The sequence below is a fragment of the Klebsiella sp. JN_Kp127 genome (assembly GCF_040062505.1).
Classification (GTDB): Bacteria; Pseudomonadota; Gammaproteobacteria; order Enterobacterales; family Enterobacteriaceae; genus Klebsiella; species Klebsiella quasipneumoniae.
In genome coordinates this window covers 15,405-36,301 of the sequence record NZ_JBEAHS010000051.1, presented here as the reverse complement: position 1 = coordinate 36,301, position 20,897 = coordinate 15,405, and the positions used below count along the sequence as shown (strand labels likewise).

The following is a 20,897-nucleotide window of genomic DNA, read 5'->3' as shown; positions in this document are numbered from 1 at the left end:
ACCGCCGGCAGTACGGGAGCAGGCCTGCCTAACACAACAACGACAACAGAGGAACGCCCATGAGTATGTCATCCATACCGTCGCCTTCCCCCGCCGGAAAGCGCTATGGCTGGGTAGAGAAGATCGGTAATAAGGTCCCGCACCCGTTTTTGCTGTTTATCTATCTTATCGTGGCGCTGATCGCCGCCACGGCGATACTCTCCGCCTTCAACGTCGGGGTCCAAAACCCTGCGGACGGGTCGCGGGTGGTGGTCAAAAACCTGCTCAGCGTGGAAGGGTTGCACTGGTTTCTACCGAACGTGATTAAAAACTTCAGCGGATTCGCGCCGCTGGGGGCGATCCTCGCCCTGGTGCTGGGCGCCGGCTTTGCCGAGCGGGTGGGCCTGTTGCCCGCGCTGATGGTGAAGATGGCCTCCCACGTTAGCGCCCGTTATGCCAGCTATATGGTGCTGTTTATCGCCTTTTTCAGCCATATCTCTTCCGACGCCGCGCTGGTGATCATGCCGCCGCTGGGGGCGCTGATGTTTCTCGCCGTCGGTCGGCATCCGGTCGCCGGCCTGCTGGCGGCCATTGCCGGCGTGGGCTGCGGCTTTACCGCCAATTTACTGATCGTCACCACCGACGTGCTGCTCTCCGGGATCAGCACCGAGGCGGCCAAATCCATCGATGCCTCTCTGCACGTCAGCGTGATCGACAACTGGTACTTTATGGCGACCTCGGTGATCCTCCTGACCCTCGTCGGCGGTTTGATCACTGACAAGCTGGTGGAGCCGCGGCTGGGCCAATGGCAAGGCAGTCGTGATGACAAGCTGCAGACCCTGACCGCCGAGGAGCGTTTCGGCCTGCGCATCGCCGGCGTGGCGACGCTGGCGTTCGTGGCGGTCATCGCCCTGATGGTGGTCCCCGAAAACGGCATTCTTCGCGACCCGGTTCAACACACGGTCATGCCCTCGCCGTTTATCAAAGGCATCGTGCCGCTGATCATCTTTTTCTTCTTTGTCGTGTCGCTGGCTTACGGCATCGCCACCGGCAAAATTCGCCGCCAGGCCGATCTGCCGCAGCTGATGATTGAGCCGATGAAAGAGATGGCCGGATTTATCGTGATGGTCTTCCCGCTGGCGCAGTTCGTGGCGATGTTCAACTGGAGCAATATGGGTAAGTTTATGGCCGTTGGCCTGACGGACCTGCTGGAGAGCGCCGGCATGAACGGCGTCCCGGCGTTTGTCGGTCTGGCGCTGCTGTCGGCTTTTCTGTGTATGTTTATCGCCAGCGGCTCGGCCATCTGGTCGATTCTGGCGCCGATCTTCGTGCCGATGTTTATGCTGCTGGGCTTCCACCCGGCGTTTGCGCAGATCCTGTTTCGCATCGCCGATTCATCGGTGCTGCCGCTGGCGCCGGTTTCACCGTTTGTGCCGCTGTTTCTCGGTTTTTTACAGCGCTACCGACCGGACGCCCGCCTCGGGACATACTATTCGCTGGTGCTCCCTTACCCGCTGATTTTTCTCGCCGTCTGGCTGCTGTTGCTGGTGGGCTGGTATCTGGCAGGACTGCCCATCGGCCCTGGCATCTATCCGCGGCTTCCTTAAGCCGTTGAAGCGCCAGGGACGGCGGCTTACGCTTAACGCGGCACCTTCACTTTGACCTTGCGGGGGAGAGCCGCGGCTCCGGCGAAGATGCCGAAAAGCGCGCGATACCCGCGTTCGAGCAACAGCGTGAGGCCGTGGATAACCAGGCCGCTGAAGATCAATACGATTACGCCAGTCAGTATATATTGCATAGCCCCACCTCTGAGTTATTAACCACGCCGCGCCGACGCGGCGGCACCTTCCCGGGCGCGCAAAGCTGCGCGGAGGACCGGCGTCGTCAGCTTAAAAGTAGCAAAAACCATGCCCGATAACCCGCCAGGATCGATCCAAAAATAAATCAACGTAACGGCCGCTGGCTGCCGGTCGATGATGCGGGTTTATCTTTTGGGAGTATAGTTGACCGCCGCCGGCGCGTGGTATCGTGTGGCCCTCGTGTACGATGGTGGATGACCGAAACGATGTTGACCTTGCTGCAGGATAAAATGGATACCCCGCTGGGGGCGCTGTGGGTGCTCTGCGACGAACAGTTTAATTTGCGCGCCGTCGAGTGGGACGAGCACCGCGATCGGATGGAAACCCTGCTCGATGTACACTATCGCCGGGAAGGCTATCAGCGCGTCGACTGCCGCAATCCAGGCGGTCTCAGCAGTAAGCTGAACGACTATTTTGCCGGCGATCTGGCCGTTATCGAGACCCTGCCTACCGCCACCGCCGGCACCCCTTTCCAGCGCCAGGTCTGGCGGGCGTTACGCGAAATCCCCTGCGGCCAGGTGATGCACTATGGTCAGCTGGCCGAGGCGCTCGGTCGTCCCGGCGCGGCGCGCGCCGTGGGGGCCGCCAATGGCGCCAACCCGGTGAGTATTGTGGTGCCCTGCCATCGGGTCATCGGGCGTAACGGCACGATGACCGGCTATGCCGGCGGCGTGCAGCGAAAAGAGTGGCTTCTGCGCCACGAGGGCTATCTGTTGCTTTGACTGAAAATGCGTTTTCGGAATTTTCAGGTAATTTTACAATCCAATGTGGCTGAATAATCTATTTTTAATCAAGCAGATATCAGCCTGTGTTGATTTACCCTGCTGATATTACGTGTTTCAGAGCCTGAAGACTTACCTGCTCATCAAAAAGATGTTAAAATTGACCAATATCAATTAAGGCCTGAGCAGACATATGATCCCTGAGAAGCGAATTATTCGACGCATTCAGTCTGGCGGTTGTGCTATCCATTGTCAGGATTGCAGTATCAGCCAGCTCTGCATCCCCTTTACTCTGAACGAGCATGAGCTTGATCAGCTGGATAATATTATCGAGCGGAAAAAGCCCATCCAGAAAGGTCAAACCTTGTTCAAAGCGGGTGATGAGCTGAAATCGTTGTACGCCATTCGCTCCGGGACTATCAAAAGCTACACCATCACCGAGCAAGGCGATGAGCAGATTACCGGCTTCCATCTGGCGGGCGATCTGGTGGGCTTCGACGCCATCGGCACCGGCCTGCACCCGAGCTTCGCCCAGGCGCTGGAAACCTCGATGGTGTGCGAGATCCCCTTTGAAACCCTCGACGATCTTTCCGGAAAAATGCCGAATCTGCGTCAGCAGATGATGCGCCTGATGAGTGGTGAGATCAAAGGCGACCAGGATATGATCCTGCTGCTTTCCAAAAAGAACGCCGAAGAGCGCCTGGCCGCGTTTATCTATAACCTGTCCCGCCGTTTCGCGCAGCGCGGTTTCTCTCCCCGCGAGTTCCGACTGACCATGACCCGCGGCGACATTGGCAACTATCTCGGCCTCACCGTCGAAACCATCAGCCGTCTGCTGGGGCGTTTCCAGAAGAGCGGCATGCTGGCGGTGAAAGGCAAATACATCACCATTGAAAACGGCGACCTGCTGGCCCAGCTGGCCGGTCAGGCGCGCAACGTCGCTTAATCTCCGCGCAACACCTGGTCAGGATCGGCATTTTTTTCAGATTTGTTGATCTGACCAGGCTCCTCCCCTGTTTCAATTCATCCATATAGGTTATCTTTTTAATAACTGACGGTAGCTGCAGTTGTAAGGAGACCCTGTATGGCGAAGTATCAGAGCATGCTGGTAGTAATCGATCCTAACCAGGACGACCAGCCGGCGCTAAGGCGAGCGGTGTACCTGCACCAACGGATTGGTGGACGCATCAAAGCCTTTTTGCCGATCTATGATTTTTCTTATGAAATGACCACCCTGCTGTCGCCGGACGAACGGACGGCGATGCGTCAGGGCGTCATTGCCCAACGAACGGCCTGGATCCGCGAGCAGGCGAAATTCTATCTTGAATCCGGTGTGCCGATTGACGTGAAAGTGGTGTGGCACAACCGCCCCTTCGAAGCCATTATTCAGGAAGTGATCAGTGAGAAACACGACCTGCTGCTGAAGATGGCCCACCAGCACGACAAGCTGGAAGCGGTGATCTTCACCCCGACCGACTGGCATCTGCTGCGTAAGTGCCCCTGCCCGGTCTGGATGGTGAAAGATCAGCCGTGGCCGGAAGGCGGTAAAGCGCTGGTCGCCGTCAATCTGGCCAGTGAAGAGAATTATCACAACACCCTCAACGAGAAGCTGGTTCGCGAGACGCTGTCGCTGGCGGAAGAAGTCAACCACACTGAAGTGCACCTTATCGGCGCCTATCCGGTCACCCCGATCAATATCGCGATTGAGCTGCCGGATTTCGATCCCAGCGTCTACAACGACGCCATTCGCGGTCAGCATCTGCTGGCGATGAAAGCGCTGCGGCAGAAGTTTGGCATTGACGAGAAATTCACCCATGTGGAAAAAGGGTTGCCTGAGGAGGTGATCCCAGATCTCGCCGAGCATCTGCAGGCGGGGATCGTGGTGCTGGGTACGGTCGGACGCACCGGCCTCTCTGCGGCGTTCCTTGGCAATACCGCGGAGCAGGTCGTCGACCACCTGCGCTGCGATCTGCTGGTGCTTAAACCTGAGGCCTATCAGACGCCGGTGGAACTGGACGACGACGACGACGATTAACCTTCCCTCCCGGAACGTTCACCTTCCCCCGCCTCGCGGGGGATTTTTTTGCCCGCGTTCCCTCAGGCACAAAAAAGGGCCGCTTGCGGCCCCGTCATTGCATGGCGATCATGAACGACTCAGTGGATACCCAGACGCCAGGCCAGATCGATCTCTTCTTTCAGCTCCAGCGAGGAGAGCGCCATCAGGTCAGCAAACTCCAGCTCCAGCAGTTTAAGTTTTTTCAGATACTGCGCTGGGGTCATGACGGTGGTGTCGCGGCGTAAGAATTCGATGGCCATCTGCGTTGGGGTTAACTCGGTATCCATAATATCCTCTGTCTGATGTAAGAACCGGAACATTATATCACCTCTCTCCGCTTATTTTATGAACAATTCCTGGCATCCTTCTGCATATAAAAAAGCCGTCTCACAGGAGACGGCTTATAAACAAACGTTGTAAAACAATAATGTTACATTACAGCGCTTTCAGGATCGCATCGACGCTGGCTTTGGCATCGCCAAACAGCATATGGGTGTTCTCTTTAAAGAACAGCGGGTTCTGTACGCCGGCGTAACCGGTGTTCATCGAACGCTTAAAGACCACCACGTTCTGCGCTTTCCACACCTCAAGCACCGGCATACCAGCAATCGGGCTCTTCGGATCGTCCTGCGCCGCCGGGTTGACGGTATCGTTAGCGCCAATGACCAGCACGGTGTCGGTGTCGCTGAAATCATCGTTGATCTCATCCATCTCCAGCACGATGTCGTAAGGCACCTTGGCCTCCGCCAGCAGGACGTTCATATGCCCCGGCAGACGGCCGGCGACCGGGTGAATGCCAAAGCGCACCTTAATGCCGCGCGCCCGCAGCTTCTCGGTGATCTCGGCCACCGGATACTGCGCCTGGGCCACCGCCATACCATAGCCCGGGGTGATGATGACCGAGTGCGAATTTTTCAGCATCTCCGCCGTCTCTTCGGCGCTAATTTCGCGGTGCTCGCCCACTTCTTCATCGCCGCCGCTGGAGGAACCATCGGTGCCGAAGCCGCCAGCGATCACGCTGATAAAGGAGCGGTTCATCGCCTTACACATAATGTAAGAGAGGATGGCGCCGGAAGAGCCCACCAGCGCGCCGGTGACGATCAGCAGGTCATTGCTCAGCATAAAGCCCGCCGCCGCCGCCGCCCAGCCCGAGTAGGAGTTGAGCATAGAGACCACCACCGGCATGTCCGCGCCGCCGATAGAGGCCACCAGGTGCCAGCCGAAGGCCAGCGCGATCGCGGTCATCACCAGCAGGCACAGGACCTGGGTGCCGGTGCTGTCGGAGCGCACGAAAATCACCATCAGTATGAAGGAGACCACCAGCGCCGCCAGGTTCAGCTTATGGCGATTAGGCAGCATCAGCGGTTTGGAGGAGATCTTGCCGCGCAGTTTACCAAACGCCACCACCGAACCGGTGAAGGTCACCGCGCCGATGAAGATGCCGAGGAACACTTCGGTCAAATGGATATTGACCAGAATCTGCTCCATACCGGTTTCATGCTGCAGGTAGCTGTTAAACCCTACCAGCACCGCCGCCAGGCCCACGAAGCTGTGCAGGATGGCCACCAGCTCCGGCATCTCGGTCATTTCGACCTTCTTCGCCAGACGAATACCGATGGCCCCGCCGATCACCATCGCGAGGATAATCCAGCCGACGTTGCCGGCGTCCGGCCCCAGAATGGTGGCGATCAGAGCGATGGCCATCCCGGCGATGCCGAAATAGTTGCCCTGCTGCGAGGTTTCGTGTTTCGACAGGCCCGCCAGGCTGAAAATAAACAGGATTGCAGCAACAATGTATGCAGCTGTAACTAATCCACCAGACATGTGCTACCCCTTATCCTTTGCGAAACATTTTCAGCATGCGCTGAGTCACGGTAAAACCACCGAAAATATTAATGCTGGCGATCAGTACCGCGATAAAGCTCAGGAAGCTGACCCAGCCGCCGTGGCCTATCTGCAACAATGCGCCAACCACGATAATGCCCGAAATGGCGTTCGTCACCGACATCAGCGGCGTATGCAGGGCATGGGAGACATTCCATACCACGTAGTAACCCACCACGCAGGCCAGCGCGAAGACGGTGAAATGGCCGAGGAACTCTTTAGGCGCCACGTTGGCCAGCCAGCCGAAGAGGATAATCGCCAGCGCGATCAGCGCATATTTGCGCCACGGCGACGCCGGTTTGACCTCTTCTTTCGGCGCTTCCACTTTTTTCACCGCGGCCTGCGGCTGAGCGGAGACCTGAATCGGCGGCGCCGGCCAGGTGATTTCGCCTTCGCGCACCACGGTCACGCCGCGCACCACCACGTCATCGAAATCGATAACGATATTGCCGTCTTTCTCTTTGCACAGCAGCTTCAGCAGGTTCACCAGATTAGTGCCGTAGAGCTGGGAGGACTGGGTCGGCAGACGGCCTGGGAGGTCGGTATAACCGATAATTTTCACGCCGTTGGCGGTGGTCACCACTTCGCCCGGCACGGTGTACTCGCAGTTGCCGCCGTTTTGCGAGGCGAGATCGACCACCACGCTGCCCGACTTCATTGAGTCAACCATTTCCCGGGTGATCAGCTTCGGCGCCGGTTTGCCCGGTATTAACGCCGTGGTGACGATAATATCGACCTCTTTCGCCTGGGCGGCGAACAGCGCCATTTCGGCTTTGATAAAGGCTTCGGACATCACCTTGGCATAGCCGTCGCCGCTGCCCGCTTCCTCTTTAAAATCCAGCTCGAGGAACTCGGCGCCCATACTCTGCACCTGCTCCTTCACTTCCGGGCGGGTATCGAAGGCGCGGACAATCGCGCCCAGGCTGTTGGCGGCGCCAATCGCCGCCAGTCCAGCTACCCCGGCGCCGATAACCATCACCTTGGCGGGCGGAACTTTGCCTGCCGCCGTGATCTGCCCGGTAAAGAAACGACCGAATTCATGGGCCGCTTCAACGATAGCGCGGTACCCGGCGATATTGGCCATTGAGCTGAGCGCATCCAGCGATTGGGCGCGTGAGATACGCGGCACCGAATCCATCGCCATCACGTTGATATTACGGGCCGCCAGTTTTTCCATCAGCTGCGGGTTTTGCGCCGGCCAGATAAAGCTAATCAGCGTGGTTCCTGGGTTTAACAGGGCAATTTCATCGTCATTCGGGGCATTGACCTTGAGGATGACATCAGACTGCCACACCTCGTCGCCGGTCACGATTTCAGCCCCTGCCTGGGCAAAGGCCTCATCGTCAAAGCTGGCCAGCTTCCCGGCGCCGCTTTCTACCGCGACGCTAAAGCCGAGTTTGAGCAACTGCTCAACGGTCTTCGGCGTGGCGGCGGCCCGGGTCTCCTGGGCTAGCCTTTCTTGTGGTACACCAATACGCATAGTTTTCCCTTCCATCGGTTTTTGATGATGGTTTACTTTTCTGACCAACAGCGACAGCACGGCAAAATCATCCTCGCCATCTTTCGCTGTCTGCAAAATGAAACAGTAACAAACTTTTTATAACCTACTGAAAATAGCGATTGTGATCTACAGCGATAAAACAGAAATTTTGATTTTATTGCTTATTGTCAGCACAGATGGTTCCGGGCAGCAATATTTACCTGAATTTGCCTCTCAGGCCTGATAATCCGCTTATCCAGTGGTATAAAACGCCATTTATCGCCATTGAGATCATTGTATTAACATTACATTAACTAATAAAAGTGGTATCGATTATCGTTTTTGCTGGTCAAGCGGCTGTTTTTTCAACATATCGAAAAATGTTATCTTTCCGTAGTATACGATTCGGGCGGCACGCAAAAAATGACGCAGACAGTCACGGCGATTAAATGCAATAATCAAACGTTTTCAGTCAACAACAACACCAGTATATGGTTTGCGCAAGGCAAAGGATTATTTTTATGAAGCTTAAAAACACCCTCCTGGCGTCTGCTCTCCTGACAACCGCCACGTTGTCTGCCCACGCAGCGACCGAGTTGACCCCGGAGCAGGCGGCTGCGCTGAAGCCCTACGATCGCGTTGTCGTCACCGGCCGGTTTAATGCCATTGGCGACGCGGTGCAAGCGGTATCGCGCAAAGCTGACAAAGACGGCGCGGCCTCATTCTATGTTGTCGACACGTCGGATTACGGCAATGGCGGCAACTGGCGCGTCACGGCTGACCTCTATAAAGACGACGCGCCGAAAGCGGATGCGCCGAAAAATCGCATCATCAATGGCGTGATGGAGCTGCCGAAAGATCAGGCCGTTGAGCTGATGCCTTACGACACCGTCACCGTCCAGGGCTTCTATCGCAGCCAGCCGGAAGTGAACGACGCCATCACCAAAGCGGCGAAAGCGAAAGGCGCCTATGCGTTCTTCATCGTCCGCCAGGTCGACGCCAACCAGGGCGGCAATCAGCGCATTACCGCCTATATCTACAAAAAAGATGCGGAAAAACGCGTTCTGCAGAGCCCGGACGCTATCCCGGCTGATTCTGAAGCCGGCCGCGCGGCGCTGGCCAAAGGCGGCGAAGCGGCGAAAAACGTCGAAATCCCGGGCGTCGCCACCACCGCGGCGGTTGGCTCCGGCACCGGCGTAGGTCGTTTCTTTGAGACCCAGTCGTCAAAAGGCGGACGTTACACTGTCACGCTGCCGGATGGCACCAAAGTTGAAGAAGTGAACAAAGTGACCGCAGCGCAAATGGTGCCGTTCGATAACATCAAGTTCACCGGCAACTACGGCAACATGACCGAGATCTCCTATCAGACGGCAAAACGCGCGGCGAAGAAAGGGGCGAAGTACTATCACATTACCCGCCAGTGGCAGGAACGCGGCGGCAACATTACCATCAGCGCCGATTTGTACAAATAATCGCTGCTGACTGGCTAAAAAGGCGGCGCATTGCCGCCTTTTCATTTTTTTTCATCCCCCGCCATTGCATGGCCCCCGGACACTCCGTAAAATCCCGCGCCTTAGCGCAATCCTCCATTTTTATGCGATTTCGCAAAATAAATATTCTGGAACAGCCATTTTCACCTCGGGAATGCAATGGAAAAGAAACTGGGCCTGAGCGCCCTGACCGCCCTGGTCCTCAGCTCAATGCTCGGCGCTGGCGTATTCAGTTTGCCGCAAAATATGGCGGCCGTGGCCAGCCCTTCCGCTCTGCTCATCGGCTGGGCGATTACCGGCGTCGGGATCCTGTTCCTCGCCTTCGCGATGCTGCTGTTGACCCGTATTCGTCCCGACCTCGACGGCGGGATCTTCACTTACGCCCGCGAAGGGTTCGGCGAGCTGATCGGCTTCTGTTCCGCCTGGGGCTACTGGCTGTGCGCGGTGATCGCCAATGTCTCCTATCTGGTGATCGTCTTTTCGGCGCTCAGTTTCTTCACCGATACCCCTGAGCTGCGCCTGTTTGGCGATGGCAACACCTGGCAGTCTATCGTTGGCGCATCAGTTCTGCTGTGGGTGGTCCACTTCCTGGTCCTGCGTGGCGTGCAGACGGCGGCGGGGATTAACCTGGTCGCCACCCTCGCCAAGCTGTTGCCGCTGGGGGCGTTTGTCGCCCTCGCCGCCCTGGCCTTTCAGCTGGATACGTTCCGCCTCGATTTCAGCGGCCTGGCGCTGGGCGTACCGGTGTGGGAGCAGGTTAAAAACACGATGCTGATCACTCTGTGGGTGTTTATCGGCGTCGAGGGCGCGGTGGTGGTCTCCGCCCGCGCGCGACACAAGCGGGACGTTGGCCGCGCGACGCTGCTGGCGGTGCTTTCGGCCCTCGCGGTGTATCTGCTGGTCACCCTGCTGTCGCTGGGCGTGGTCCCGCGTAGCGAACTGGCCGAAATGCGCAACCCGTCGATGGCGGGACTGATGGTCAGACTGATGGGCTCGTGGGGTGAAATTGTGATTGCCGCCGGGCTTATCGTGTCGGTGTGTGGCGCCTATCTCAGCTGGACGATCATGGCTGCCGAAGTGCCTTACCTCGCCGCCACTCACAAAGCCTTCCCGCGCCTGTTCGCCCGCCAGAACCGCAACAACGCTCCCTCCGCTTCGCTGTGGCTGACCAATATCAGCGTTCAGGCGTCGCTGGTCCTCATCTGGCTGACCGGCTCGGACTACGGCACCCTGCTGACCATCGCCTCAGAGATGATCCTCGTGCCCTATCTGCTGGTCGGCGCCTTTTTGCTCAAAATCGCCACCCATCCGCTGCATAAAGCGGTGGGTATCGGCGCCTGCATTTATGGCTTATGGTTATTATACGCGTCGGGACCTGTGCATTTGCTGTTGTCGGTGGTACTTTACGCTCCGGGTCTTCTGGTCTTTTTGTACGCCCGACGTACGCACCAGCACGATCGTTCGCTCAAACGCCGCGAATTGGCGCTAATTGGTTTATTGCTGGTTGCCGCTGTGCCGGCAACGTGGATGCTGGTGGGGTAAGCGGTCGCCCTGCCGCAGAAATCAAAGGAGATACCCATGGCTGAACAACAGCCCCGCCCGGTTCTGATCACAGGAGGAGGCCGCCGCATCGGCCTCGCGCTGGCGCACCATTTTCTGCAGCAACACCAGCCGGTGATCGTCAGCTATCGCACACCCTATCCGGCGATCGAAGACCTGCGCGAAGCGGGCGCCCTCTGTCTGCAGGCCGACTTCAGCAGCGATGACGGCATTCTGACCTTTGCCGAAGCGGTTAAATCGCATACCAGCGGCCTGCGGGCCATCATCCACAACGCCAGCGACTGGATGGCGGAGAAGCCGGGCGTACCGCTCAGCACGGTGATCAACCGCATGATGCAGATCCACGTCCATGCCCCCTATCTGCTCAACCACGCGCTGGAGGAGCTCCTGCGCGGCCACGGCCATGCCGCCAGCGACATTATCCATATCACCGATTACGTGGTGGAGCGCGGGAGCGATAAACATATCGCCTACGCCGCCAGCAAGGCCGCGCTGGACAACATGACCCGCTCCTTTGCCCGCAAGCTGGCCCCGGAGATCAAAGTCAACGCCATTGCGCCGTCGCTGATCATGTTCAATGAAGGTGACGACGAGGCTTATCGTCAACAGGCGCTGGATAAGTCGCTGATGAAAATCGCCCCGGGCGAGAAAGAGATCAGCGACCTTATCGACTATCTGTTTACCAGCCGCTACGTGACCGGCCGGTCATTCGCCGTCGACGGCGGTCGCCCTCTGCGTTAGTGGAAGCGGCTCCAGCCAACAATCAACAGCCACGCGCACAGCCCCCAGCACCCCACTGCGCCTGCCAGCGCCAACGGCAGGCGCATGATCCCGGTGAAGTACCACAGCGACAGCAGATAGATAAAATAGGGAACGATCGACCACATACCGAACACGATAGTGGTGCGCAGGGCTTCAATACCGCGCTCGCTGGCGACAATATAGTGGGCGATGAGCGCAAAGGTGGGAAACAGCGGAACAAGTCCGGCGATGGCGTAGTTTTTGGTTTTCGCCAGCACGCCAATCAGCACCACCACCAGCGCGCCCAGCAGCCCTTTGATTAACAGCCCCATGTCCTTATGCCTTAACAATGAATCAACAAGTTAGCGCAGCATAGCGGAATTAGCGCTGTTTATAAAAGAGGAATGGCGGGTAAAATAGGCGCGGTGTATGTTACTTCTTTTACTGATGTGCAATAGACATGAATAAAATCGTTTTTGTTGAGGATGACCCTGAGGTAGGGGCGCTGATCGCCGCCTATCTCGGCAAGCATGATATGGATGTGGTGGTCGAGCCTCGCGGCGACCGCGCAGAGGAAGTGATCGCGCGGGAGAAACCGGACCTCGTGCTCCTGGACATTATGCTGCCCGGCAAGGACGGAATGACGCTCTGTCGCGATCTGCGTGGGCAATGGCAAGGGCCGATTGTCCTGCTGACCTCGCTCGACAGCGATATGAACCATATCCTCTCCCTGGAGATGGGCGCCAGCGATTATATCCTGAAAACCACCCCGCCGGCGGTGCTGCTGGCGCGACTGCGTCTGCATTTGCGCCAGCATATCGCCCCGGCGGGAGCAGGCGCGCCTGCGACGCTCACCCCGCACAAGACCATCTCCTTTGGTTCACTGACCATTGACCCGGTCAACCGCCAGGTGCTGCTCGGCGGAGAAAGCGTCGCCCTGTCTACCGCCGATTTCGACCTGCTGTGGGAGCTGGCTACCCACGCCGGGCAGATTATGGACCGCGACGCCCTGCTGAAAAATTTACGCGGCGTCACCTACGACGGGATGGATCGCAGCGTCGACGTCGCCATCTCGCGCCTGCGCAAAAAACTGCTCGATAACGCCACAGAACCCTACCGGATTAAGACGGTACGCAATAAAGGCTACCTCTTCGCCCCCCACGCCTGGGACAACTGAGCGGTCCTTCTGCGGCCCTGAAAGGGGCCCGTTTACCGCCTGTTCCCCGGCGGCATGCGCATCGCATTTTCCGCCGCCTTCGCGCTGGCGGGCCGCCGCCAGTTTGTCATATTGAGTAAATAAATATGTTTCGCCGTACAGAAGCCCATCACATAACCCCTCAATATGATTGTGCTCAAGGACTTACCGTTATCAGAGTGGCATAAAGCCTGAAAACACAGGACTTTTGCATGATGAAATACGTTGTACTTTTGGCACTTACCCTCTTCACGTCACTCTCTGGCTGGGCTTTTTCCCTCGACAACGCCGATATCCGGCTCCTCTGTCCACAGCGCGGGCAAATTAAGGTGCTCCTCCACCGCTATCAACATACCCAGCAATCCTGGGGAGATCACCATTTCGAAACCGGCGGCGGATACGTGCGCCAGGGGCCGCTGCTGGTGATCCCGTTTGCTAACCTTGATCAGATGATTTACCACCAGACCACCGGCGAATTTGCTTACTGGTATGCCGAAGCAAAACAGCTGGTGCGCTGTCGACTGCTGAGCCTGGCCACCCTCTATCCGGTGGATATCCCCTACTATCGCGAGTAGCGCCCAGCGGCGCGCAGATGACACTGGACACAATCCTTGCCTAATGCAGAGGTAAGCTCGCAATAAGTGACACTGTCACATTTTTAACGACGTCGCTCCCCCCGGCTGGCTATTGTCAGGGGACATAAACCCTGCTTTGATAGCGTATCGGTTACTCCCGCGCGGGCCTCGGCTCGCCCCGGTAAACCCGAGACGTTTCCGCCTCGCCGGGCAGATGGTCCCGAGGCGCCGGCAGGTTTCTCTTTTTGACTATGCGGTAATGTAATGAAAAAGCTGTTCGTGCAGTTCTACCTTCTGCTCTTCGTCTGCTTTCTGGTGATGACCATGCTGGTGGGCCTGGTCTATAAATTTACCGCTGAACGCGCCGGCCGGCAGTCGCTTGACGATCTGATGAAAAGCTCACTGTATCTGATGCGCAGCGAGCTGCGGGAAATTCCGCCTCGCGACTGGAGCAAAACGCTGAAAGAACTGGACCTTAATCTGTCGTTCGACCTGCACATCGAGCCGATGAGCAAATTCAAATTGTCGGAAAGCTCGATGCAGCACCTGCGCGCCGGGGATATCGTCGCGCTCGACGACCAGTACACCTTTATCCAGCGCATCCCCCGCAGCCACTATGTGTTATCCGTGGGCCCGGTGCCCTATCTCTATTTTCTGCATGAAATGCGTCTCCTGGACGTAGCGCTGATGGCGTTTATCGCTATCTCGCTGGCCTTCCCGGTGTTTATCTGGATGCGTCCGCACTGGCAGGACATGCTGCGCATTGAGACCGCCGCCCAGCGCTTTGGCGAAGGCCACCTCAGCGAGCGTATTCATTTTGACAGCATGTCCAGCTTTGAGCGGCTCGGGGTGGCCTTCAACCAGATGGCCGACAACATTAACGCCCTCATTGCCAGTAAAAAGCAGCTGATTGACGGCATCGCCCATGAGCTCAGGACGCCGCTGGTGCGCCTGCGCTACCGTCTGGAGATGAGCGAAAACCTCACCGAGGCGGAATCGCAGGCGCTGAACCGCGATATCGGCCAGCTGGAGGCGCTCATAGAAGAGCTCCTGACCTACGCCCGTCTCGACCGCCCGCAGACGGAGCTCAGCCTGACCACCCCCGATTTCCCCGCCTGGATCAGCGACCACGTCGAGGATATCCAGATGGTCAACCCGCAGCGCGAAGTCGGCCTGGCGACGCTGACCCGCGGCAACTATGGCGCGCTGGATATGCGGTTGATGGAGCGGGTGCTGGATAATCTGGTGAACAACGCCCTGCGCTACAGCGGTCAGCGGGTGGCGGTCAGCCTGACCCTGCAGGGTTCCCGCGCGTCGTTGCAGGTCGACGATGACGGCCCGGGCATTGCCCCCGAGGAGCGCGAGCGGGTGTTCGAACCTTTTGTTCGTCTTGACCCCAGCCGCGATCGGGCGACCGGAGGCTGCGGCCTCGGCCTGGCCATTGTCCACAGTATCGCCCAGGCGATGGGGGGCGACGTTCGCTGCGAGGCCAGTCCACTCGGCGGCGCCCGCTTCTGCTTTAGCTGGCCGGTCTATCATCAGTTGCCCGATTTTACCTCTGCCTGAATAAAACTTGCGCAGAGGCCGCGGGCTGGGTATGCTGCAAAAATCGAATAGTATGTTGTAACTAAGGTGAAGGCGATGGCCAGCTACGACCTCGTTGAACGTCTGAATGATACCTTTCGCCAGATCGAGCTGGAGCTGCAGGCGCTGCGCCAGGCGTTAGCGACCTGCCGGCTGCTGGCGGGCCGGGTGTTTGAGCTGCCGGCGATCAGTAAGGATGCCGAGCACGACCCGCTGGCGAACATTACGGTCGTCCAGCACACCGGTGAGGCGGCGCTGGATCTCGCCCTGCGCCACTACGGCCATCTGTTTATCCAGCAGCAGTCGGAAACCCGCAGCAGCAAAGCCGCCGTCCGCCTGCCGGGCGCTATCTGTCTCCAGGTCACCGCCGCGGAACAGCAGGTGCTGCTGGCGCGCATTCAGCAGATTAACGCCCTGAAGGCCACCTTCGAGAAAATCGTCACTGTCGACGCTGGCCTGCCCCCCACCGCCCGCTTTGAGTGGGTGCATCGCCATCTGCCTGGGTTAATCACCCTCAGCGCCTATCGCACGCTAACGCCCCTCCTCGACCCGAGCACTATCCGCTTCGGCTGGGCCAATAAGCACGTGATCAAAAATCTGACCCGCGACCAGGTGTTGATGATGCTGGAAAAAAGCCTGCAATCGCCGCGGGCGGTGCCGCCCTGGACCCGCGAGCAGTGGCAGAGCAAACTGGAAAGGGAGTATCAGGATATCGCCGCCCTGCCGCAGCGGGCGCGGCTAAAAATCAAACGGCCGGTGAAAGTGCAGCCGATTGCCCGTGTCTGGTATGCCAGCGAGCAGAAACAGGTGCAGTACGCCTGCCCCAGCCCGCTGATCGCCCTGATGTCCGGCAGCCAGGGGGTCAGCGTGCCGGATATTGGCGAATTGCTCAACTACGACGCCGACAATGTGCAATACCGCTACAAACCGGAGGCGCAGGCGCTGAGATTACTGATCCCTCGTCTGCACCTCTGGCTGGCTAGCGAGTAGCCAGGCTGCCGACCATCTGTTCCGGGCGCACCCAGCTATCGAATTCGGCTTCCGTCAGGTAGCCCAGCGCCAGCGCCGAAGCCTTCAGGGTCAGCCCCTCATGGTGCGCTTTTTTGGCGATCTCCGCCGCTTTATCATAGCCGATATGGGTATTCAGCGCGGTCACCAGCATCAGCGACTCGTTGAGCAGCTGGGTGATCCGCTCACGATTCGGCTCAATCCCCACCGCACAGTGCTCGTTAAAGCTCGCCATGCCGTCCGCCAGCAGACGCACCGACTGCAGGAAGTTGTGAATGACCATCGGCCGATAGACGTTGAGCTCAAAGTTACCCGAGGCGCCGCCGATATTCACCGCCACGTCGTTACCCATCACCTGGCAGCAGACCATGGTCAGGGCCTCGCACTGCGTCGGGTTGACCTTACCGGGCATAATCGATGACCCAGGCTCGTTTTCCGGGATGGCGATTTCGCCAATCCCGCAGCGCGGCCCGGAGGCCAGCCAGCGGACATCGTTAGCGATTTTCATCAGCGAGGCCGCCAGACCTTTCAGCGCGCCGTGGGCATGGACCAGGGCATCGACAGTGGCCAGCGCTTCGAATTTATTCGGCGCGGTGACAAACGGCTGTCCGCTGAGCGAGGCCAGCTCGGCCGCCACCCGCACGGCATATTCCGGATGCGTATTCAGCCCGGTCCCCACCGCCGTCCCGCCCAGCGCCAGCTCGGCAAGGTGCGGCTGGCTGGCTTCAAGATGCTTCAGGCTATGGTCCAGCATCGCCACCCAGCCGGAGATTTCCTGGCCTAAGGTGAGCGGCGTGGCGTCCTGCAGATGGGTGCGACCGATCTTCACGATATCCCTGAAGGCCACCGCTTTTTCGTTGAGCGTGGCCCGCAGCGCCTGCAGCGACGGGAGCAATTTTTCCCGCAGGGCGACCAGCGCCGCGACGTGCATGGCGGTGGGAAACACATCGTTCGAGCTCTGGCTTTTATTGACATCGTCATTGGGGTGGATTTTTCGCGCCATCCCCCGCTCACCGCCGAGCAGTTCACTGGCGCGGTTAGCCAGCACCTCGTTCATATTCATATTGCTCTGGGTGCCGGAACCGGTCTGCCAGATAGCCAGCGGGAACTCCTGGGGATGTTTTCCGGCCAGCACTTCGTCAGCGGCGGCGACGATCGCCCCGGCTTTCTCCGCCGTCAGCAGGCCAAGATCCTGATTGACCTTCGCCGCCGCCCGCTTGGTCAGCGCGAGGGCATATATCAGTTCCCCGGGCATTTTTTCGGTCGAGATGCGGAAATGCTCCAGCGAGCGCTGGGTCTGGGCGCCCCAGAGTTTATCGGCCGGGACGTCGATGGCGCCCATCGAGTCTTTTTCACTGCGATGCGTTGTCATTACTTTCTCCTTGGATGAAAAGTGCGTCATAGCGACAAAGCTCACCTGCTTAAAAGAGTAAGTATTGGCCAGATTGATAAGTTGTTTTGGTGGTTCGTGCCGCAAAGCGGCATAAAAAAGCCGCCCCGAAGGGCGGCCCGGACGGCTGACAACGTGCCATCTTCAGCGATTGCCCGGCGGCGATGCGGTTGCGCGGGCCGACAGGGAATGGCATACCCGGTTGATAGTGCTGTTTTCGTAGGCCGGGTAAGGCGAAAGCCGCCACCCGGCAGAAGGCGCGCACGATAACGAAAACAGGTTTGTCATCGGCCAGAGCCGCCCCGAAGGGCGGCCAGGTTTATTTCACGCAGCGGGCGCACTGCGACGTCTGGATCTGCTGGAAGAAGTCGTTGCCTTTATCATCGACGAGGATAAACGCCGGGAAGTCTTCCACTTCGATTTTCCAGATCGCCTCCATCCCCAGCTCCGGATACGCCACGCACTCCAGGCTGCGGATGCTCTGCTGAGCCAGTACCGCCGCCGGGCCGCCAATGCTGCCGAGGTAGAAACCGCCGTGCTTGTGGCAGGCGTCGGTGACCTGCTGGCTGCGGTTGCCTTTCGCCAGCATGATCTTACTCGCGCCGTGAGACTGCAGCAGATCGACGTAAGAGTCCATGCGGCCTGCGGTGGTCGGGCCGAGGGAGCCGGAGGCGTAACCGTCCGGCGTCTTGGCCGGGCCGGCGTAGTAGATCGGGTGATCTTTCACGTACTGCGGCAGTTCCTCGCCATTATCGATAAGCTCTTTCAGCTTGGCGTGGGCGATGTCGCGGGCGACGATAATGGTGCCGCTCAGCGACAGACGGGTGGAGACCGGGTACTGCGACAGCAGCGCCAGGATCTCGCTCATCGGCTGGTTAAGGTTCACCTTCACCGCTTCGCCTTCGCCGGCCTGGCGCAAATGCTCAGGGATATATTTCCCCGGATTGCTCTCCAGCTTCTCGATCCAGATGCCGTCGCGGTTGATTTTGGCTTTGATGTTGCGGTCGGCGGAACAGGAGACGCCCATCCCTACCGGACAGGAGGCGCCGTGGCGCGGCAGGCGGATCACCCGGATATCGTGGGCGAAGTATTTGCCGCCGAACTGCGCGCCGAGGCCGAGGTTTTGCGCCTCCACCAGCAGCTCCTGCTCCAGCTGAATGTCGCGGAACGCCTGGCCGTGCTCATTACCTTCGGTCGGCAGACCGTCGTAATATTTGGTGGATGCCAGCTTGACGGTCTTCAGCGTCGCTTCCGCCGAGGTACCGCCGATGACAAAGGCGATGTGGTACGGCGGGCAGGCAGCGGTACCGAGGGTACGCATCTTCTCCACCAGATAGTTTTTCAGCTTCGCCGGGGTGATCAGCGCTTTGGTTTCCTGGTAGAGATAGGTTTTGTTCGCCGAGCCGCCGCCTTTGGCGATACAGAGGAATTTGTACTCATCGCCATCGGTAGCATAGAGGTCGATCTGCGCCGGCAGGTTGGTGCCGGTGTTGACCTCTTTATACATATCCAGCGGGGCGTTCTGCGAATAGCGCAGGTTGTCCTGGATGTAGGTGTTGTATACCCCCTGCGCCAGCGCGGCTTCGTCGCCGCCGCCGGTCCAGACGCGCTGGCCTTTTTTACCCATGATGATGGCGGTGCCGGTGTCCTGGCAGGTAGGTAGAATGCCTTTGGCGGCGATATCGGAGTTGCGCAGGAACTGCAGGGCGACGTATTTGTCGTTTTCGCTGGCTTCCGGGTCGTTAAGGATATCCGCTACCTGCTGCTGATGGGCCGGGCGAAGCATAAAGGAGGCGTCGTGGAAGGCATGTTGCGCCAGAAGGGTCAGCGCCTGAGGGTCAACTTTTAGCACTTCCTGGCCGGCAAATTCGGCGACGGAGACGTAATCACTGCTGAGGAGATAATACTCGGTGTCATCCTTTTTGAGGGGAAAAGGATCCTGGTAAACAAACGGTTTATTCGACATTGTACTCTCACTTACTGCTTTGGCTGATTATGTTTCAGGCAGGGACTCCATGTGCCTGTAGAAAAGCGAGTCGATCAATTTTACACAATTTTTTAACAAAAACTGAGACAGGGACGACTTTTTCTTTCAGCAGTTGCTTCTCCAGCGTTTGCTGGTTTAATAGGGCGATAAATTTTACTTTGATTGAAACAGGGATTGAGAATGCAAAAGCTGATTAACGCCGTGCAGAACTATGCATGGGGAAGCCACACCGCCTTAACTGAACTGTATGGCATCGCCAACCCGGACAACCTGCCAATGGCAGAGCTGTGGATGGGGGCGCATCCGAAGAGCAGCTCGCAGATCCTGGCGGCAGACGGCCAGCCGCGTTCGCTGCGCGAAGTGATTGACGCGGACAAAGCCGCCCTGCTCGGCGACAAAGTGGCGCAACGCTTCGGTGAATTGCCGTTCCTGTTTAAAGTGCTGTGCGCCGCGCAGCCCCTCTCCATTCAGGTCCATCCTAACAAGCAGGCCTCCGAAGAGGGTTTCGCCCGCGAGAACGCCGCCGGCATCCCCCTCTCCGCCGCCGAACGTAACTACAAAGATCCGAACCACAAGCCGGAGCTGGTCTTCGCCCTGACCCCGTTCCTGGCGATGAACGCGTTTCGCGAGTTCAGCGAGATTGTCAGCCTGCTGCAGCCGGTGGCTAACGCGCACCCGGCGATCGGCGCCTTCCTGCAGCAGCCGGACGCGGCTCGCCTGAGCCAGCTGTTTGCCAGCCTGCTGAATCTGCAGGGCGAGGAAAAAGCGCAGGCGCTGCAGGCGCTGCGCGAGGTGCTGGACCGCGAACAGGGCGAACCGTGGCAGACCATCCGCCTGATCGCCGAATTTTATCCCGACGACAGCGGCCTTTTCTCCCCGCTGCTGCTGAACGTGGTGAAGCTGAATCCGGGCGAAGCGATGTTCCTGTTTGCCGAAACGCCGCACGCGTATCTGCAGGGGGTGGCGCTGGAGGTGATGGCCAACTCGGATAACGTGCTGCGCGCCGGCCTGACGCCGAAGTACATTGATATCCCTGAGCTGGTGGCCAACGTCAAGTTCGAGGCCAAACCGGCGGGTGAGCTGCTGACCCAGCCGCAGCGGCACGGCGCGGAGCTGGACTTCCCGATCCCGGTGGAAGATTTTGCCTTCTCGCTGCACGATCTCTCCGCCGAGGCCAGCGATCTGGCCCAGGCGAGCGCGGCGATCGTTTTCTGCGTCGACGGCGAAGCCCTGCTGCGCAAAGGCGACCAGAGCCTGACCCTCAAGCCGGGCGAATCGGCCTTTGTGGCCGCCAATGAATCGCCGGTGCAGGTCAGCGGCCATGGCCGCGTGGCGCGCGTGTTCAATAAGCTCCAGTAAACGACAGACCTTTCAGGTCGCGCTTACT

General features: G+C 58.7%; 19 protein-coding genes. 12 read left to right on the top strand and 7 right to left on the bottom strand.

The window, feature by feature from the left end:
* The first annotated feature begins 59 nt into the window (after nucleotides 1-59).
* Nucleotides 60-1,586, top strand: a complete 1,527-nt coding sequence (gene abgT, locus ABLV04_RS19285) for a p-aminobenzoyl-glutamate transporter (protein ID WP_044522707.1) — start codon at nucleotides 60-62, stop codon at nucleotides 1,584-1,586.
* A gap of 32 nt (nucleotides 1,587-1,618) precedes the next feature.
* Here the strand turns inward: abgT and ABLV04_RS19280 are convergent, their stop codons facing one another.
* On the bottom strand, nucleotides 1,619-1,777 hold the full coding sequence (locus tag ABLV04_RS19280) for a phosphatidate cytidylyltransferase (RefSeq protein WP_180266290.1): 159 nt from the start codon (nucleotides 1,775-1,777) through the stop codon (nucleotides 1,619-1,621).
* A gap of 267 nt (nucleotides 1,778-2,044) precedes the next feature.
* Here ABLV04_RS19280 and ogt point away from each other — a divergent pair, with 267 nt between their 5' ends.
* The 3 genes from ogt (at nucleotide 2,045) to uspE (ending at nucleotide 4,595) form a co-directional block, all read left to right on the top strand.
* Nucleotides 2,045-2,560, top strand: coding sequence for a methylated-DNA--[protein]-cysteine S-methyltransferase (gene ogt / locus ABLV04_RS19275; protein ID WP_023289506.1), 516 nt, complete (start codon nucleotides 2,045-2,047; stop codon nucleotides 2,558-2,560).
* 193 nt (nucleotides 2,561-2,753) lie between these two features.
* Nucleotides 2,754-3,506, top strand: a complete 753-nt coding sequence (gene fnr / locus ABLV04_RS19270; protein WP_004887031.1) for a fumarate/nitrate reduction transcriptional regulator Fnr — start codon at nucleotides 2,754-2,756, stop codon at nucleotides 3,504-3,506.
* Between the two features lie 138 nt (nucleotides 3,507-3,644).
* Entirely contained in the window at nucleotides 3,645-4,595 is a 951-nt protein-coding gene (gene uspE / locus ABLV04_RS19265) for a universal stress protein UspE (protein ID WP_004887033.1), read from the top strand.
* 119 nt (nucleotides 4,596-4,714) lie between these two features.
* On the opposite strand, the gene ABLV04_RS19260 is transcribed toward uspE, so the two are convergent.
* The 3 genes from ABLV04_RS19260 to pntA all read right to left on the bottom strand — a co-directional run bounded on the left by ABLV04_RS19260 (nucleotide 4,715) and on the right by pntA (nucleotide 7,980).
* Nucleotides 4,715-4,903, bottom strand: a complete 189-nt coding sequence (locus tag ABLV04_RS19260; protein WP_004887037.1) for a YdiH family protein — start codon at nucleotides 4,901-4,903, stop codon at nucleotides 4,715-4,717.
* Nucleotides 4,904-5,051: 148 nt separating this feature from the next.
* Nucleotides 5,052-6,440, bottom strand: coding sequence for a Re/Si-specific NAD(P)(+) transhydrogenase subunit beta (pntB, locus tag ABLV04_RS19255; protein WP_004887040.1), 1,389 nt, complete (start codon nucleotides 6,438-6,440; stop codon nucleotides 5,052-5,054).
* A gap of 10 nt (nucleotides 6,441-6,450) precedes the next feature.
* Nucleotides 6,451-7,980, bottom strand: a complete 1,530-nt coding sequence (gene pntA, locus ABLV04_RS19250; RefSeq protein WP_180266291.1) for a Re/Si-specific NAD(P)(+) transhydrogenase subunit alpha — start codon at nucleotides 7,978-7,980, stop codon at nucleotides 6,451-6,453.
* A 521-nt stretch (nucleotides 7,981-8,501) separates the two neighbouring features.
* Here pntA and ydgH point away from each other — a divergent pair.
* The 3 genes from ydgH (at nucleotide 8,502) to folM (ending at nucleotide 11,771) form a co-directional block, all read left to right on the top strand.
* Nucleotides 8,502-9,452, top strand: coding sequence for a DUF1471 family protein YdgH (gene ydgH, locus ABLV04_RS19245; RefSeq protein WP_004887044.1), 951 nt, complete (start codon nucleotides 8,502-8,504; stop codon nucleotides 9,450-9,452).
* A 177-nt stretch (nucleotides 9,453-9,629) separates the two neighbouring features.
* On the top strand, nucleotides 9,630-11,012 hold the full coding sequence (locus ABLV04_RS19240; protein ID WP_065882261.1) for an amino acid permease: 1,383 nt from the start codon (nucleotides 9,630-9,632) through the stop codon (nucleotides 11,010-11,012).
* A 36-nt stretch (nucleotides 11,013-11,048) separates the two neighbouring features.
* Nucleotides 11,049-11,771, top strand: coding sequence for a dihydromonapterin reductase (gene folM, locus ABLV04_RS19235; protein WP_032452696.1), 723 nt, complete (start codon nucleotides 11,049-11,051; stop codon nucleotides 11,769-11,771).
* On the opposite strand, the gene ABLV04_RS19230 is transcribed toward folM, so the two are convergent.
* A complete protein-coding gene (locus ABLV04_RS19230) occupies nucleotides 11,768-12,103 on the bottom strand; it encodes a GlpM family protein (protein ID WP_023289501.1) in 336 nt (111 codons plus the stop codon). The two genes, folM and ABLV04_RS19230, sit on opposite strands and share 4 nt — an antisense overlap.
* Nucleotides 12,104-12,231: 128 nt before the next feature.
* Here ABLV04_RS19230 and rstA point away from each other — a divergent pair, with 128 nt between their 5' ends.
* From rstA to tus, 4 genes are all read left to right on the top strand, one after another.
* The gene (gene rstA, locus ABLV04_RS19225; protein ID WP_023289500.1) at nucleotides 12,232-12,948 is read left to right on the top strand and encodes a two-component system response regulator RstA; all 717 of its coding nucleotides are present in this window, start codon (nucleotides 12,232-12,234) and stop codon (nucleotides 12,946-12,948) included.
* A 230-nt stretch (nucleotides 12,949-13,178) separates the two neighbouring features.
* Nucleotides 13,179-13,541 (top strand): hypothetical protein, encoded by a 363-nt coding sequence (locus tag ABLV04_RS19220; protein ID WP_023289499.1) that lies wholly within the window; start codon nucleotides 13,179-13,181, stop codon nucleotides 13,539-13,541.
* Between the two features lie 264 nt (nucleotides 13,542-13,805).
* Nucleotides 13,806-15,107, top strand: a complete 1,302-nt coding sequence (gene rstB, locus ABLV04_RS19215; protein ID WP_032452694.1) for a two-component system sensor histidine kinase RstB — start codon at nucleotides 13,806-13,808, stop codon at nucleotides 15,105-15,107.
* Nucleotides 15,108-15,182: 75 nt separating this feature from the next.
* A complete protein-coding gene (gene tus / locus ABLV04_RS19210) occupies nucleotides 15,183-16,115 on the top strand; it encodes a DNA replication terminus site-binding protein (RefSeq protein ID WP_032452693.1) in 933 nt (310 codons plus the stop codon).
* Here tus and fumC read toward each other — a convergent pair.
* Both fumC and fumA read right to left on the bottom strand, forming a co-directional pair.
* A complete protein-coding gene (gene fumC / locus ABLV04_RS19205) occupies nucleotides 16,105-17,505 on the bottom strand; it encodes a class II fumarate hydratase (protein ID WP_023289496.1) in 1,401 nt (466 codons plus the stop codon). The genes tus and fumC overlap by 11 nt on opposite strands.
* Nucleotides 17,506-17,842: 337 nt before the next feature.
* A complete protein-coding gene (fumA, locus tag ABLV04_RS19200; RefSeq protein ID WP_023289495.1) occupies nucleotides 17,843-19,489 on the bottom strand; it encodes a class I fumarate hydratase FumA in 1,647 nt (548 codons plus the stop codon).
* 201 nt (nucleotides 19,490-19,690) lie between these two features.
* On the opposite strand from fumA, the gene manA reads away from it, so the two are divergent.
* A complete protein-coding gene (manA, locus tag ABLV04_RS19195) occupies nucleotides 19,691-20,869 on the top strand; it encodes a mannose-6-phosphate isomerase (RefSeq protein WP_180266294.1) in 1,179 nt (392 codons plus the stop codon).
* Nucleotides 20,870-20,897: the final 28 nt, after the last annotated feature.